General features: G+C 36.0%; 10 protein-coding genes. All 10 read right to left on the reverse strand.

Annotation, left to right across the window (positions count from 1 at the left end):
* Window positions 1-13 precede the first annotated feature (13 nt).
* Window positions 14-1,060, reverse strand: coding sequence for a histidinol-phosphate transaminase (hisC, locus tag LB076_RS10645; protein ID WP_066334370.1), 1,047 nt, complete (start codon window positions 1,058-1,060; stop codon window positions 14-16).
* Window positions 1,061-1,296: 236 nt separating this feature from the next.
* Window positions 1,297-2,580, reverse strand: coding sequence for a histidinol dehydrogenase (gene hisD, locus LB076_RS10650; RefSeq protein ID WP_066334373.1), 1,284 nt, complete (start codon window positions 2,578-2,580; stop codon window positions 1,297-1,299).
* Between the two features lie 94 nt (window positions 2,581-2,674).
* Window positions 2,675-3,532, reverse strand: coding sequence for an ATP phosphoribosyltransferase (gene hisG / locus LB076_RS10655; RefSeq protein WP_066334375.1), 858 nt, complete (start codon window positions 3,530-3,532; stop codon window positions 2,675-2,677).
* Window positions 3,533-3,879: 347 nt separating this feature from the next.
* Entirely contained in the window at window positions 3,880-6,273 is a 2,394-nt protein-coding gene (locus LB076_RS10660) for a M12 family metallo-peptidase (protein WP_066334377.1), read from the reverse strand.
* 232 nt (window positions 6,274-6,505) lie between these two features.
* Entirely contained in the window at window positions 6,506-6,943 is a 438-nt protein-coding gene (locus LB076_RS10665; RefSeq protein ID WP_066334382.1) for a hypothetical protein, read from the reverse strand.
* Between the two features lie 49 nt (window positions 6,944-6,992).
* Window positions 6,993-8,111, reverse strand: a complete 1,119-nt coding sequence (locus tag LB076_RS10670) for a VIT1/CCC1 transporter family protein (RefSeq protein ID WP_066334386.1) — start codon at window positions 8,109-8,111, stop codon at window positions 6,993-6,995.
* 10 nt (window positions 8,112-8,121) lie between these two features.
* Window positions 8,122-9,240 carry an efflux RND transporter periplasmic adaptor subunit gene (locus LB076_RS10675; protein WP_066334388.1) on the reverse strand — a complete coding sequence of 373 codons (1,119 nt, stop codon included), beginning with the start codon at window positions 9,238-9,240 and terminating at the stop codon, window positions 8,122-8,124.
* A gap of 11 nt (window positions 9,241-9,251) precedes the next feature.
* The gene (locus tag LB076_RS10680) at window positions 9,252-13,586 is read right to left on the reverse strand and encodes a CusA/CzcA family heavy metal efflux RND transporter (RefSeq protein ID WP_066334389.1); all 4,335 of its coding nucleotides are present in this window, start codon (window positions 13,584-13,586) and stop codon (window positions 9,252-9,254) included.
* A 57-nt stretch (window positions 13,587-13,643) separates the two neighbouring features.
* The gene (locus tag LB076_RS10685) at window positions 13,644-15,041 is read right to left on the reverse strand and encodes a sensor histidine kinase (protein ID WP_066334393.1); all 1,398 of its coding nucleotides are present in this window, start codon (window positions 15,039-15,041) and stop codon (window positions 13,644-13,646) included.
* Between the two features lie 2 nt (window positions 15,042-15,043).
* Window positions 15,044-15,706 carry a response regulator transcription factor gene (locus LB076_RS10690; protein WP_066334395.1) on the reverse strand — a complete coding sequence of 221 codons (663 nt, stop codon included), beginning with the start codon at window positions 15,704-15,706 and terminating at the stop codon, window positions 15,044-15,046.
* Window positions 15,707-15,853: the final 147 nt, after the last annotated feature.

Here is a 15,853-nt window from a genome sequence, read left to right on the forward strand (position 1 = left end):
ACTAACTTATGCTTTATATTGATTTCAATACTTCCATCAACAGTTTATTTTCTTCAGTAGTTCCAATAGTCAAACGTAAGGTGTTCTCGCAAAGCGGTTGGGTGGTTCTGTTTCTAATAACAATTCCTTTGGCAATTAATTGATTGTATCTTTTTGTGGCATCATCAACTTTTATTAATACAAAATTAGCTTCAGTAGGGTAAATTTTAGAAACAAAAGCTACTTCTTGCACTACCTTAAGCAAATCCTCTCTTTGAATAATAATAGAATCTATCTCAAGTTGTATTTTTTCTGTGTCCGCCAACCGTTCTAATGCCCTTTGTTGGGTCAATTCGTTAACATTGTAGGGTGGTTTTATTTTATTTAAAACCGCAATAATAGCCCCAGAAGCATACCCTATTCCCAAACGAATTCCTGCTAAACCATACGCTTTTGAAAGTGTTTGTGTGATAATCAAATTAGGATATTCGTCTAATTCATTGAGCCAACTTGGTTTATTCGAAAAATCGATATACGCCTCATCAACAACCACTAAACCCTTAAAATTTTGCAATAGCGTAACCACACTTTGGTCTGTAAAAGAGTTTCCGGTTGGATTGTTTGGCGAACACAAAAAAATTATTTTAGTATGCGCATCTACCGCTGCAAGTATGGCATCTACCTCTGGCTGAAAATCTGCAGAAAGTAGTATTTCTCTATTCTCAACAGCGTTAATATTTGCCAAAACCCCATACATACCATAAGTAGGCGGCAAGGTGATTACGTTATCTACTTTGGGCTCACAAAAAGCCCGAAACAATAAATCCAACACCTCATCGCTACCATTACCAAGCAAAACCTGATCTGTTTTTAGGTTTCTTTGTTGGGCCAAAACGGCCTTTACACTATTTTGTTGAGGATCTGGATACCGGTTTACCCCGTTGGGATACGGATTTTCGTTGGCATCCAAAAAAATCATTTGAGCCACATCAAAATCTTTAAACTCATCCCGAGCCGAAGAATACGGCTTCATGGTTTGGACATTCGCCCGAACTAAATTATTTAAATCAAAATTTTTCATTTTCTTATGTTTTTAGAGAAAAAAATTAGAATCCAGAACCAAGAGAAAAAACTTTTATACCACATCTCTTGCTTCTTGCTTCTTGCCTCTTGCTTCTTGCCTCTTGCTTCTTGCTTCTTGCCTCTTTCTTCTTGCTTCTTGCCTCTTGCTTCTTGCCTCTTGCTTCTTGCTTCTTGCTTCTTGCTTCTTGCTTCTTGCCTCTTGCTTCTTGCTTCTTGCTTCTTGCTTCTTGCCTCTTATTCTAAACTCTTCAATCTCAAAGTTACTGCATTTTTGTGCGCTTGCAATCCTTCAGCTTCAGCCATGATTTCGATAGCATTTCCAATGTTCTGAATTCCTTTTTCAGAAATCTTTTGGAAAGTCATGGATTTCATAAAACTATCTAAGTTAACCCCGCTATAATTCTTAGCGTAACCGTTTGTTGGCAAAGTATGATTGGTTCCAGAAGCATAGTCTCCAGCACTCTCTGGGGTATAATTCCCTATAAAAACGGAGCCTGCATTTTCGATTCCGTTGGTATAAAAAGCCTCGTTGGCAGCACATACAATAAAATGCTCTGGGCCATATTCGTTGATTAAATCCAAGGCAATGGTATCGTTTTCGACAAAGATTAATTTGGAGTTGGCTATGGCTTTTTCGGCTATGGCTTTGCGGGGCAATAATTCTAATTGCATTTGAATTTCTTCTTCGACGGCATCCATCATTTTTTTTGAGGTCGAAACCAAGATTACTTGGCTATCCATGCCGTGTTCTGCCTGAGATAATAAATCCGAAGCTACAAAAGCCGGAACCGCAGTAGCATCTGCCATCACTAACAATTCTGAAGGTCCAGCTGGCATATCAATGGCAACTCCAAATTGCGTTGCCAATTGTTTTGCAACGGTAACATATTGGTTTCCTGGTCCAAATATTTTGTATACTTTGGGTATGGTTTGGGTTCCAAAGGTCATCCCTGCAATGGCTTGAATTCCGCCAACTTTTAGTATTTTAGTAACGCCACAGAGTTGTGCCGCATACAAAATTGCCGAGTTAATGGATCCATTTTTGTCCGGAGGAGAGCACAAAACAATCTCTTTGCAACCCGCAATAGTTGCTGGTACTGCTAGCATCAAAACTGTAGAGAACAAGGGTGCGGTACCACCCGGAATGTACAGACCAATTTTTTGGATGGGTCTTTTTTCTTGCCAACATTGCACGCCTGCAACTGTTTCTACTTCTATTTTGGCTGTTTTTTGGGCAACATGAAATTTCTCGATATTGCTTTTTGCCAACTGTATCGCCTCTTTTAATTGGGTTGGGACAGCAGCAACGGCACTTTTAATTTCTTGTTCTGAAACCTCTAAATTTTCAACAAGCACTCCGTCAAAAACCGATGTATATTTTGCTACAGCTTCGTCCCCTTTTTTTTGAACTTCCTTAAAGATTTCTTTTACGGTAAGTTCGATATCGTCAACTGTTTTAGTAGGTCGCTCTAAAATAGCTGCCCATGTATTGGGTTTTGGTTCGTATATTTTGTTCATTTAAATTTGATTTAAAGTTTAGCAGGTCAAAGTTGGTCAAAGCACCATAAATATCCAAATGCTCATTACGGACAACTAACTAGCTAAAACGTAATTACAGTACCATTTTTTCAATTGGACAAATTAAAATCCCTTCGGCTCCAGCCTCTTTTAATTGGTCAATTACTTCCCAAAAAGTATCTTTATCAATTACAGAGTGTACACTACTCCATCCTTCTTGGGCTAACGGCAATACGGTTAGACTACGCAATACTGGCAAAATTTTACCTACTTCTTCAATTTTATCATTGGGTACATTCATCAAGATGTACTTGGATTTTCTGGCTCTTAGTACGGATTCTATCCGGAATTTTAAAGTATCAATTAATTTTTGCACCTCTGGAGTTACCTTTGGTGAAACTGCCAAAACGGCTTCGCTTTTTAATATAATTTCTACTTCTTTCAAATTGTTCTTGAATAGGGTGCTTCCGCTAGAAACAATATCTACAATAGCATCTGCAAGACCAATATTAGGTGCAATTTCTACAGAACCAGATATTTGGTGAATATCTACCGTAACACCAAAAGAGTTAAAATATTCTATAACGGTATTAGGATAAGACGTCGCAATGCGCAATCCGTTTAAATCTTGGATAGAATTGTACTGAAATGTTTTGGGTACTGCTACCGAGACTTTACATTTTGAAAAACCCAGTTTTTGAACCACCTGAATTCCTTTTCCTTTTTCTACCAATAAATTATCGCCTACAATAGCAATATCTACTACGCCATCAATTAAATATTGTGGGATATCTGAGTTTCGCAAATACAAAACCTCTAACGGAAAGTTGGATGCTTCGGCTTTTAATTGGTCTATACCGTTGTTGATAGAAATACCACAGTCTTTTAGAATTTGGATACTGTCTTCGTTTAAACGTCCGGATTTTTGGATGGCAATTTTTAATGTACTCATTTTTCTTGTTGTTTTAGTTTAGATTGCTAAAGTGTCCGAGTACAAAAGTTAGGCAATAAAAAACCCGTTTGATGTACTCAAACGGGTTTTTAAATATGATGACTTACATACATATCATTAACACATCGCTTGAGAGCAATAATGAAAATGATGGTGATGCATTGGTGTTGTAAACATGACTTGTTGTTGTTATTTGATATTGCAAATATAAAAGCTTTTTTGCTTATACACCAACTTTAACTTTAACTTAATGTTGCTATTTTGTTAAAAAAACAAATTGCCATCTGTTTTGTATGCAAAAGCCTCTCTGAAATTCTAAGAGGCTTTTGGATGTTCTTAAAATTACGTTATTGTATTAGTACTTTTAAAACCGATTCTTTTTGGTTGGATTGTACGGTAACCAAATAAAGTCCTTTGGGTTGAGCTTGTAGGTTTATCTTGTGTTCAGAAACCGAAATTTCTGTAAAGCTAGTTGCAAAGATTTGTTGTCCGGCTAAGTTGTATATTTTAACTTGGTAGTCTTTTCCTAATTCCGGGAAGTTTAGATTAAATATTCCTGTTGAAGGACTAGGATATAAAGACACCTCAGAACTATAATTTAAAGAATGGGTCCCCAATATAGAGCCATTTTCTATCAATAAATTGTCTATCCAAATACGGGTACCATAGCCCGAAGTATTTAAAAAACGTATAGAAACACTTTCTTTTCCGTCATAGTCACTTAAATCAATGGTTTCTTTGCGCCAGTCTGAAGCTTTAGTAGGGATCCAAGCATTAGAATCTGCTGTTGGAACCACAACGGTTTCTAGTTGGGTGTGTGTTTTGGAGTACACGTCGGTCCAGTTGGTACCACAATTTTCGGATACTTGCACTTTTAAAACATCTGCACTCGAAGCATCAAATTGCGTATAGGCAATGTCAAAAAATAATTTTCCTGATTTTAAAGAGGTAAAGTTATAATAAGGCAATCTAATAATGTCTTGTTCTCCAATGGTTGGATTGTCTGCATTATTCATGATCATACATGCTTTGTCTCCGTTGCCAACATCCGAACGTTTTTCCCAAGTAAGTCCATTGTCCGGATTAGAAATACTCCAATTTTGGGGAGGAAATACACCTCCAAAGTTTTCGTTTGGCATCACAGAGCTGGTTTGCCCAACATTAATATATCCAATCGATTGCTTGGTATTGGTTCCTTGTGCATTAGTTACTTTTAGGGTTACGGTATACGTTCCTGAATTTGAATAGGTTACAACAGGATTTTGGGTAGTGGCTGTAGCAGGAGTTCCTCCCTGAAAAGTCCATGCCCAAGAGGTTGGAGATCCGGTAGAGGTATCTTTGAATTTTACTGATTTGCCTAAACAAATTGCAGTAGCATCTGCGCTAAAAGCTGCCGTTGGACTAACCGGAGTAGTTACACAACTAGAGCTTAAACAGTTGGATCTGTTAACTGCATTTTGTATTGCAGTACGGGGTTGTGCTCCAAAACCATTAGCAAAAGAAATTCCTACAGAGCTAACGCCATGGCAATAACTCATAATGGTTCCTTTTTCTTGATACGGTAGTGTGGGTGGATTGGTTAAACATTCATCACCGCCATAACCCGGAAACCCTACAGGCCCACAATTGTCAATTGCCGTGTTGTTTCCGTTCCAAACACAAGCATGGGTGTGGGGCGAACCCAATACATGCCCGAGTTCGTGGGCAACTACCCCCACGGTCCAAGAATAGGTAGGAAATTGATTGTAATTTACATCCACATCTGCGTATGCGTAAGAATTTGGCGTACACATAGTACCAATACCCAAAGCCACACCTCCGAGTCCTCCTGGATCATTTGCAATTAATAAAGCAACATCTCCAACAAAAGAGGTATTGTAACTACGGAAAGATTGTACGTTTTGAACCGAAGAAGTTCCTTGGTATGGATCCGAAGTATCCCAAATCTTTATTGCCTGTAGGCGAATACTAATTCCGTCGTTTTCGTATAATGTCTGCGAATTATTAAAAACCGATAAGGCCCAATTGGTGGTTTGGGTAACATTATTGCCATTTTGTTTGTAAATATCGTAATCTACTTCCACATAAACAGAAACGCATTTTGTTGCTGCAGATCGATCTATTTTTTGTAATGCAGACAAAGGCAACGGTTTAGAATTACCTGGAGTTTGACAAGGAGCGGCAATAGGTTGGTTTAGATTTGCATCCGAATACACAACATAATTAGATTTATTTTGTAGCCCCGTACTTTTGCCCAAAACTAAGTTTCCAAAACCGTGTTCCTTGGACGAGATCAAACCATTTATTTGGTCATCAAAGATATTTATAGAAACCACAGAAGTTAGATCTCCTTTTATAATCCCTTTATAAAAAACGCCCGAAGTTTTAGTGCTTGCGGTTTTAGATGTTGCAATAATTTGTGTAAATCCATCTGCAAAAATAGTTTCTTTATAGAGCTGTAAAATTAGATTTTTGCCGTTATAAGGCACCGTAAGTTCTATATTTGGTTTACTCTGCGTATATAATTCCTGAAAACTAGCATCGGAGAGTGTCAAATACGTGGCTCCAATTTGTGCTTCTGCACTGGATTTAGAAGTTACATTTTTAGAATAATCAAAAATTTGATACGCACTAATTCCTTTCTGTGCTTGGTGGTTTTTTAGTACTTTTTCGGCTATTTTTCCTTGAGAAAAAGCATTAAAAACGCTTAAAAAAGAGCAAATAATTAAAATTTTTTTCATGTATTTATACATTTAAAGTTATGTAAAAAACATTTTAATCCTCATTTAATAATCCACTTTAAATCAATGGCATACCAAGATAAAAATGTTTTTACGACTGTAAATATATTTTATTTTTTAAGAATAGGAAAAATAATTTAACGTATTATTTACTTTTTGTTAAAATAAAATCTTTACTGTTTAATTTTATTTTAACAAAAACCCGTATATACTCTACCATAAATAAGGCGTTCTAACGGATTTCGGTATGTCGGATTTCTCCACCTGAAGTACCTACTTTTTGCGCCAGAAAAATACTACTAACAGCCAAAACCAATACAATAAAAGAAATTAATGTTTCTTTGCTATTTTTTTTGAAATTTAAATAAAGTCCTAACACAGAAAAACCGCCTAAAGCATACAGCAGAATTGCCAATTTTTCTGCCAATTCTTCGTGTTCATGAATAATCTGGTGTCCAATTGCAGGCAGCTCTTCTACTACTTCTTCGGCTCCTTCTCCTGTTGCCATGCTTAATGCGCCAAAAATAGCCACCAATACAAACAAAACATACGCTACGTTTTTGATGGTAGTATTCTTTAAGAGCATTGCAGTGGCCAAAATCCCGAAGGCAAATATGGTTCCAATAATTGGGAAATGGTTTACTAGTAGGTGTAAATGTGCATCATTCATAGTTTTATAATTTTAATGGTATAATTAATAGATAACAAACTTAATCAATTTATCCTGCTAATGAAACACCAATTAAGGATCCGATTCCATAAGTTATAGCTGCAGCTGCTAATCCAAATGACACCTGTCTCATGCCAGAAAACAACACGCTTCTCCCTGTTAATAAAGTAATCGCTGCTCCTATTCCAAAAAGCCCTAGTACACTACTACCAACACTTAAATATATAGCGTTTTTTCCTGTTAAAAAAATAAAAGGATACAAAGGTATAATTGCTCCTATAGCAAATAGAATAAATGAGGCAATTGCAGCTTCCCAAGCCGAGCCTCCCAATTCTTTCTTGTCAATACCTAATTCTTCCGTAATTATTGCATCAATAGCTGTTTCAGGGCTTTCAAATGCTTTATCTGCTAATTTTTGTGCTTCAACTGCATTCATTCCTTTTGCCTGATATAACAAGACTAACTCCTTTTTTTCTTCTTCAGGAGAAGCCTCTAATTCCTCGGTTTCTAGTTCTATTTGGCGTTGATTTAATTCTCTTGAACTTTGTACAGAAAGCCATTCGCCTAACGCCATCGAAATAGCTCCCGCCAAAAGACCAGCGGATCCTGTCAATAAAATAGTATTATTAGAAACGGCTGCTCCTGCAACTCCCATTACCAAACTCATATTAGAGACCAATCCGTCATTCGAGCCTAAAACAGCAGCTCTAAGTGCATTCCCCCCTACTGATTTATGGCGACTTTCGAATTTAGAAAGAAATCCTCCAGAAACATTTAAAGCGGCATTATTGTTTACAGCCTCAATTATTTTAAGATGATTATGTTCAAAACCTGTTGGTTTTTCTCCACTTTCAATTTTATTTTTTATGGCGTTGGCTGCAAATTGTTTTTCAACACTTGATAAACTGCTGATTATTGAACCGTATCCAAAAATCTTCCCTAATTTCAACTGAAGTTTAGCTCTAGATGATGGTAATGGCATTTTGTAATTAGGTTCTAAACCTACTACTTTATCAAGCATATGTTTAGCATGTCCTTTTTCAATTTCACCTAAACTCTGTAGTACACGAACTAAATTATCATTCGTTTGTATGGCAGCAATACTATCATACAAAAAAGCGGTGTCAACTTCCGTTTGTAGTTGCCCTTTTAGTTTATTTAAATCCATATTTTTAGTATTAATTAACTAAATCAAAAACACCTTTGGTCAATATTTTTGAAGTAGAATTTATTTGATTACCTGGAATAAGTTCAACAAATTTTTCTGATTTCTCCCCAATTTTAACAGGTACTTTTTTAAAGAAAAAACTATTATTTTTTTCTTCACTCAATAAAAGTACGGAATATTTATTATTCTCTGTTATTAATGCTTCGGTTGGTATTGCCATGCCTTTTTTTGAATCTACCACAATGGCAGCTTCTACAAACATTCCGGTTAGTAATTGTTGTTTTATACTTTCATCCAAATGGCCGTGCACATTGATGGTTCTGTTGTTGCCTTCAATGGATTTTCCTACTAAATAAACCTCAGCATCAAACACATCTTTTGAAGCTTCTGGAACAGTAAAATTAATTTTCTGACCTTCTTTTATCTTCAGAATATCTTTTTCGAATATATCTAATTCAAGATGCAAATGGTCTGTCTGAATAATTTCTAGCAGCACATCTGTAGCGGCCACATATGCTCCAACATTGGCATTCATTACAACAATATCTCCAGATATGGGAGAAAAAATAGTAATTACCGAGGTCAATTTGCCTTGTTCTACATTTGCAGGACTAATGTTTAGCATCTTTAATTTTGCTTTGAGACTTTGGTACATTCCTTTGGTTTTACGATAATCACTCTCGGCTTTCAGATAGTTTTTTTGAGAAGTGATTTTTTCGTCAAATAAGGTTTTCTGACGTTCGTATTCGGATTTTAAATAATTAATCTGTTCAGCCACCTCAAGATACTCTTTTTGAATATCCAGAAATTCTGTATTTTCTAATGTTAACAAAGCTTGTCCTTTTGTCACTTTATCACCAACTAACAATCTAGTTGATTTTACATTACCTCCAACAAATGTGGTTACTTTAGCTCTGTTTTGTGGCGGAACATCAATCTTACCGGATGTTCTTACGGTTACTTCAAAATCTTGTTCGGTTGGATTGGCAATTTCCATTGCCGAAGATTTAAATTGTGTTGTGGTAACCGAAATTACAGTATCTTCTTTAACAGCTGTTTCTTCTGTTTTGGTTTCCTTACACGAAAATAAAACGACAGACAAGGCTAGTATATATATTGATTTTTTCATTTTTTACTTTATTAGAAATTAAGGTATTGTGTATCTAATTGAATTTGATTGAATTGAAGTACATTGTCTAAATATTCTACTTGGATAGCAGTTGCATTCTCTAGACTTTGTATGTATTGAAAAAAATCAATTTCGCCATGTTTATAACTTCTATCTGCTACTTTAATTATTTCGTCCGATAATTTTTTTCCGTATTGGTTATAATAATTGATAGCTTGCTGATATTTTGCTAATTCGTTCTTTTTTTGGTTAACAAACTGTTCCCGTTTTTGCTCTTCATTCTGTTTTTGTTGTTCCCAACTTTGCAACTCCAGTTGTGCCGCTTTTGATTTTGAAACATTCCCTGAAAATAAAATAGGGACACCTATTCCAATTTGAAAACCATTCAATGATTGTGATAATCCTTTATTAGATCCTCTAAAATATTCCATATTCAAATCAGGTAACCAATGTTGTTTTTGAAGTCTAACTTGGCTCTTATAATTATTAGTGACACTCTCTAAATATGCTGTATGAATATTTTTACTTAATTCTTCCGTTAGAACTATTACTGGTGTTATTGAATTATTTTTAATTACATTTTTTTTATCTGTTTGAATTAATGAATACAATACATCATACTGTGCATTTTTATCATTTTCAATTTGAGAAAGCTTTGTTTTTATTTGTCTAAACTTGGCTTCTGCAGTAATTTTTTCGAGATAATTTGTTTCGCCTAGTTCAAAACGGCGGTCACTTGCTTTAGAAAAGTTTTGATACAAGCTATCCAAATAAAAGTAGCGTTTTTCTTGATTTTGTAAATATACAATCTGATAATAGGTTTTAGAAATTTCTAGGGCTACAGCATTTTTTTGCAATGCATAATTTGCTTTCACTTGTTGGTATTCGGCTTGATTTACTCTTTTTTGGGCTCCATAAACGGTCGGAAAAGCAATACGCTGTTGTATGCCAAAAACCTTTAATGGAGAATCATTATTGGCTAAATTATTAGCATCATAATTGTAATAAACGGTCGCTTTTTCGAAGGTATATGCGCTTGGAATATGGGCTTGGTACTTGTCTACTTGCAACTGCTGCGCCTTTAGTGCTTTGTTATTTTGTACTCCAATGGCTATCAAACTATCCAATTCTGAGTTGGGTTTTTGCGCAAAGGCAAAAGGACTACATAAAAGCAATAAAAGCAATGCAATGGCACTATTTGATTGGTTAGGTTTTGGTTTTTTAAATTCTTTTTGATTCAATACCTTAAACAAAACTGGCAATACGATCATGGTCAAAATTGTGGCGGTAAATAATCCTCCAATAACTACTGTTGCCAAGGGTCTTTGTACTTCCGCACCTGCAGAAGAGGAAATGGCCATAGGTAAAAAACCAAGCGCAGCCGCAGCAGCCGTAAGTAATACCGGACGTAACCGGTCTGTGGTTCCTTTTAATATGAGTTCATCAATGTTTTTCATTCCTTGATGTTTTAATTCTTTAAAATGTTCAATCAATACAATCCCGTTTAAAACGGCAATACCAAAGAGCGCTATAAACCCTACTCCTGCTGATATACTGAAAGGCAAACCTCGCATCCATAAAAACAACACGCCTCCCACGGCCGAAAGTGGTATGGCAGAATAAACCATTAAGGCTTCTTTGATGGAACCAAAAGCAAAATACAGCAAGATAAAAATTAAAAGCAATGCGATTGGAACAGCAATCATTAATCTGGCCTTGGCACTCTGTAGGTTTTCAAATTGTCCTCCATATTGCACATAATAGCCCGTAGGCAAGCTTACTTTGGTGGCAATACTTTTTTGAATGTCTGTAACAACGCTTTGTAGGTCTCTATTTCTAACGTTGATCCCTACCACAACTCTGCGGTTGGTATTGTCTCTAGATATTTTTGCAGGACCTTCGGAGTAAGTAATCGTTGCCAGTTCTTGCAACGGAATTTGCTGTGCTGTTGGTGTGGTTATGTACAGGTTTTTTAAATCCTCAATAGTGCGTCGGTTTTTGGAATCCAGACGGACAACCATATCAAACCGTTTTTCTCCTTCAAAAACATTTCCTACCGTTTTTCCGGCAAACCCAAGCGCTATCATGTTGTTCAAATCCGATATATTCAAACCATATCGGGCTATTTTTGATCGATCATACCGAACTATCATTTGCGGCAAGCCTTCTGTTTTTTCGATAATGACATCGGAGGCACCTTCAATGTGTTGAATGGCTGTTTTAATTTCTTGTGCTTTCTGGGCTAAAATATCCAAATCTTCGCCAAATATTTTGACCGCAACATCCGATCGGGTTCCAGAAATCAATTCGTTGAAACGCATTTCTATAGGTTGTGTAAATTCTATTTCCATATTTGGAATTTGTTTTACGATAGCTGCTTTTATTTTATCGGCCAATTCGTCTTTACTGGACGCAGAAACCCATTCCGATTTTGGCTTTAGCTTCACAATAACATCGCTCTCTTCCATACTCATGGGATCTGTTGGTACCTCTGCAGCGCCTATCCTACTGACCACTTGTTCTACTTCTGGAAAGTTTTTAAGTATTATTTGCTCTATTTTAGTAGTTGTTGCAATGGTTTTAGTCAATGAAGTTCCTGTTTTTAAAACAGGTTGAATTACAAAATCACCTTCATCTAATGTTGGTATAAACTCTCCTCCCATAGTGGCAAATAGTGCTACTGCCGCAACTAATAATACTGCCGCACCGTACAATACTTTTTTGGTATATTTTAAAGACCAAGTAATTAGAGGTAAATATCCAGAATTCAATTTATGTAGTAATTTTGCCGAAAAAGAATTAGGATTTTGTTCTTTGGGTTTTAAAAACAACGAAGCAACTACTGGCACATACGTAAAACAAAAAAGCATTGCTCCTACTAAAGCAAAACTAAACGTCATTGCCATTGGTTTGAACATTTTACCTTCAATGCCAGAAAGAGATAGAATTGGGATAAATACAATCAGAATAATTAGTTGTCCAAAAATAGCCGAATTCATCATTTTTGAAGCACTTTTATAAGTAATCTGATCTATTTCATTTTGCTTATCTTCTTTAGAAAGAGTTCCTAATTGTGCTGATTTACTGGCTATTTGAAAAGCGATAAACTCAACAATAATAACGGCTCCATCAATGATGATTCCAAAATCAATGGCTCCTAGACTCATTAAATTGGCATCTATTCCAAAAATATTCATTAGTGAAATGGCAAAAAGTAAACATAGCGGTATTACAGAAGCAACCACTAATCCAGAACGCCAGTTTCCTAATAATAGCACTACTACAAAAATAACAATCAAACAACCCAAAATAAGGTTTTCGGCCACGGTAAAAGTGGTTTTTGCCACTAATTCGCTTCGTTCTAGAAAGCCGTTAATATAGACACCCTCGGGCAAGGTTTTTTCTATATTGGCAATTCGAGCTTTAACATCATTAATAACCTGCTTTGAGTTGGCACCTTTAAGCATCATCACTTGACCCAATACTTTTTCGCCTTCGCCGTTTCCGGTTATTGCTCCAAAACGATTGGCGTGACCAAAGCGTACTTGGGCAACATTTTTAATATAAATTGGGGTGCCGTTGGTGTTTTCTACAACAATATTTTCTATATCTTGTAACGAGTGTACTTTTCCTTCGCCACGTATAAAATAACTTTGATTTACTTTTTCGATATACGCACCACCTGCAATACTATTGTTGTTTTCAAGTGCCTCAAAAACTGCTTGTGTACTCACATGCATGGCATTTAACTTGGATGGATTAATGGCAATCTCGTATTGCTTTAAATACCCACCCCAAGTATTTATTTCTACCACTCCTTTTATACCAGAGAGCTGCCGTTTAATAACCCAATCCTGAATTGTTCGTAAATCGGTTGCGGTATATTGGTTTTTAAACTCGGGTTTTACCTCTAAGGTATATTGGTAAATCTCTCCTAGTCCTGTGGTTATAGGGCCCATTTCTGGTGTTCCAAAACCAGCCGGAATTTTGTCTGAAGCAGATTTAATTTTTTCGGCAATTAACTGTCTAGGCAAAAAAGTACCCATATTGTCTTCAAAAACAAGTGTTACAACAGACAAACCAAATTTAGAAACAGATCTAATTTCTTTAATTCCGGGCAAATTGGCCATTTCAATTTCTACCGGATAAGTGATGTATTGTTCCATATCTTGGGTAGAAAGATTCTCTGAGGTAGTAATGACTTGTACCTGATTATTGGTAACATCTGGAACTGCACCAATAGAAATTTGAAAAACGGAATACAATCCAAATCCAAAAATCCCTAAGGTAAATAACAAAACAATAAATTTGTTTCTTAAACTAAAGGCGATAATTTTTTCAAGCATGTTTACTTTATTTTACATTTCAAAAATACAGTAACTATTTAATAAAAGCCTTAAGAATTACTTAAGTTCTGATGTGCTTAGTTTTAAAATCACTGTGGTGCCTTGGTTTAATTTGCTGGTAACCGCAAGACTAATGTCTAATAGTAAGGCTATTTTTTTTACAATAGACAAGCCCAGACCAGTACCCTTGACTTCTGGATGCGCTGTAGCATGGGATCTAAAAAAAGGATGAAATACGTTATCCAAATCTTGGGAGGCAATACCAATACCGGTATCTGTAATGTGGCATTCTGTGGTGCCGGCTTGCTGGTGTATACTAATGCGCAGCATACCGTTGGGATTAGAGTATTTTACTGCATTAGAAAGCAAATTACTAACTAATATGGTGAATAAATCTCTATCGGTATAGATATAATAGTCTTGCGTAAAATTGGTCTGTAATTGAAGGTTTTTTTGCGTAATATCTTCGGAATAGTGCGCAATACCATCCAAAAAAAGGGCGTTTAAGGATACCTTTTCTGACAAGAGGGGTTTGTTTTGGTTTTCAAACCGCGCCAATAATAATAATTGATCCACTAGATCGTTCAGGCGGTCTACCTCTGTGATACAAAAACGTATTTTTTGGTGGTATTCTTCTGGTTCTCTGGTTTTTCGGATCAGTACCTCTAAGGTGCCTTTGAGTACTGTTAAAGGGGTTCTTAATTCATGAGAAGCATCGGAGGTAAATTGTTTTTCTCTGGCAATGGCATATTCTATACGGTCTAATAGTTGATTAATTGTTTTGGAAAGGGTGTACAATTCGTCTTTATTTTGTGGCAACGCAATTCTAGCTGTTAGGTGGTCTTTGGTAATAACATTAGAGGTTTTAATGATGGCACTGATGGGTTTTATGCTACGGCCAGCTATAAATCGAGCTATAAAAAATAACAAAACCAGAATTAATGGATACGCAATTAGGAGTACTTGAGCTAATTTTTTGAGTACCACGGATGCTCCTTCAAGAGACATGGCTACTATAATATATCCTACCTTCACTCCTTGTTCAGAAAGTATGGGCACTTGTACTTGTCGTATTTTGTCTCCAGATAAGGTGGTGTCAAATAGTTGGGTATCTTTTACGGCAGTGTGCAAATGCAAAAGATCCATTTTGAGGTTGGGCGATTTTTCTAAAACGCGCCCTTTTGGATCCATAAAAGTAATAAAAACAGGGTTTACATCTACAGTATTGTGTTCTCTTTCTTTCCATTCTTCTTTGTGAGAAAGACAGTACGTTCTGGCATTTATTTTAATTTCACTCAAGTGGTTGCTAACTTCGATGCCAATATTGGCATCAATATCATTATAAAAAGTAAGGCGCACCAAAGAATACAACACCCCAAAAACGCCAAAAATCAATAATGCGGTGGTTAGTATATAATTGAAAGCAATTCGGTTTTTAAAAGAAAGTTGTTGCATAACTAATCATTGGCTAAATATCCTACACCACGTATGGTTTTAATGTAGTCTTGTTCTATTTTTAAATTTAATTTTTTACGTATTGCATTGATAAAAACATCTATAACTCCTGTATCATAATTAAAATGAATATTCCAAACATCTTCTATTATTTGATTTCGGGTACATACTTTTGCTTTATTACGCACCAAATAAGTGAGTAACTCAAATTCTCTTTGAGTGAGTGCTACCTCTTGTCCGCTTGCGGTAACGGTGTGTTTGTTGGTGTCTATTTGTATGCTCCCCAAGGTGAGTATGGGGTTTTGAGTGGGATTTCTAAAATGTATTTTGATGCGTGCTACTAACTCCTCAAAACTAAATGGTTTTTTGATATAATCATTGGCTCCTGCTTGTAGCCCTGCAATGGTTTCTTGAACGGTATCCTTGGCTGTCAAAAAAATAATTGGCGTTTTGAAGTCGGTCTCTCGGATTGTTTGGCATAACTCCAAACCACTTATCTCCGGAAGCATCCAATCTAGCAAAATAAGATCAAAAGGGTTTTGTTGAATGAGCTCAAGAGCCCTACTGCCGTGGGTAGCACTGCTAATTGAGTAGCCTTCTTCTTCTAAGCCTTGTTGCAAAAATTGCAAAATTCCTGCTTCGTCCTCTACAATTAAAATATGCATTTTACTTTTTTTATTCCATTTCTAATTTAAAACCTATCCTAGCACTATTTTAATGCTAAAATAACGTATAGTTAGATATATTTGTACCAAATTTAAACTAAAAGAATTTCCTGAAATTGTTTTGGCTACCGTATTAAGCAAAACTTA

The organism is Flavobacterium crassostreae, from assembly GCF_001831475.1.
Lineage (GTDB): Bacteria > Bacteroidota > Bacteroidia > Flavobacteriales > Flavobacteriaceae > Flavobacterium > Flavobacterium crassostreae.